This is a genomic window from Streptomyces sp. NPDC022552 (assembly GCF_055561875.1).
The window spans coordinates 1-1375 of sequence record NZ_JBVHGJ010000037.1 but is presented as its reverse complement, the minus strand read 5'-3'; the positions used below and the strand labels follow the sequence as shown (position 1 = coordinate 1375).

2 protein-coding genes are annotated in these 1375 nt (G+C 66.5%); one reads left to right on the top strand and one right to left on the bottom strand.

Annotated elements, in window-relative coordinates; genetic code table 11:
• Positions 1–34: 34 nt before the first annotated feature.
• The gene (locus tag ACZ3OF_RS35900; RefSeq protein ID WP_361666132.1) at positions 35–448 is read right to left on the bottom strand and encodes a hypothetical protein; all 414 of its coding nucleotides are present in this window, start codon (positions 446–448) and stop codon (positions 35–37) included.
• 99 nt (positions 449–547) lie between these two features.
• Between ACZ3OF_RS35900 and ACZ3OF_RS35895 the strand changes: the two genes are divergently transcribed.
• Positions 548–1318: a transposase gene (locus ACZ3OF_RS35895; RefSeq protein WP_361666130.1), complete on the top strand. Its 771-nt coding sequence runs from the start codon at positions 548–550 to the stop codon at positions 1316–1318.
• Positions 1319–1375: the final 57 nt, after the last annotated feature.

Genomic DNA, 1375 nt, shown 5'->3' with positions numbered 1-1375 from the left:
TAAGAGTTGTCCCGTAATACCGTGAGGCTGAGGGTCAGGCTGTGTCCAGGTCGGTGCCGATAGCGCCGGCTGAGCGAAGCGAACGCCCGAGGTCTCCGGTGAGGATGCGGGGGTGTCGCCGCCACCACCACAGGTCGGGGCCGGGGATCCTGTGGAACTGGTCGAGTGCTATGCCGTCGTCTTCGACGGTCGCGGCCTTGTACCGGTCGTCCAGAGCTTTGATCTGCGGGGTCCAGAGCTGGACGATGTGGTCGTCCAACAGGAGCCACGCCTCGTGCAGCCAGTTTCGGCAGTAGAGGTCGTTGGCGTACTCATGGATGTAGTCGCCGTAGCCGCGCTCGACAGCGCTCACCAGGGCGGCCCACGCGTTCACCCTTTCAGCGACGGTGAACGCCGTCCGCCAGCCGCGCTGGTGCAACAGCTCTCCGACCTCGGTTTCCGTAGCCACGGGTGTGAGGTTCTCATGCCGAATCCCTCCGGGCGACTGAGATGTTTCCAGCCAGAGGCAGGCGGCCTCGCAGTGTGATCAAGATGAGACGATCTCGCCGTGGCTGGTGTGATCACGGCGTCGGAGCCGTCCTGGATAGCCCCGTTCACCGGGCTGAGCCCGCGGCAGTTCGGCAAGCTGGTGACGGTTCTGCGGCACGGGGGTGCGGACGCGGTCCGCAGGGGCCGGCCGTGGAGTCTTCCACTGGGGGATCGGGCACTGCTGGTCGCGGCGTATTGGCGCACGAACCTGACGATGCGGCAGCTCGCGCCGCTGTTCGGGGTCTCGAAGTCGGCGGCGGACCGCATCATCGACCACCTCGGGCCGATTCTCGCGCTCCGACCCCGCAAGCGGTTCGCCAAGGACACCGTGCTCATCGTGGACGGCACCCTGGTCCCCACCCGCGACCACACCATCGCCGAACGGTCGAAGAACTATCGCTACTCCACCAACCACCAGGTCGTCATCGATGCCGACACCCGGCGCGTCGTCGTGGTTGGCCGGCCGCTCGCCGGCAACCGCAACGACTGCAAGGCGTGGGAGGAGTCCGGCGCCAAGGCCGCCGTCGGCAGGACCCTGACCATCGCCGACGGTGGCTACCCGGGCACCGGACTCGTCATCCCACATCGCCGAGAGCGCGGCCAGACCGAACTGACGGACTGGAAAGAGGAACACAACAAGTCCCACAAGCAGGTCCGGGCGCGCGTCGAGCACGTCTTCGCCCGCATGAAGACCTGGAAGATCCTCCGCGACTGCCGCCTCAAAGGCGACGGCGTCCACCACGCCATGCTCGGCATCGCCCGGATGCACAACCTCACCCTCGCCGGGTGACGGAAGGCAGCACTGGCCAACTGGCATGCCGTAGATCATTTACGGGACAACCCTTAG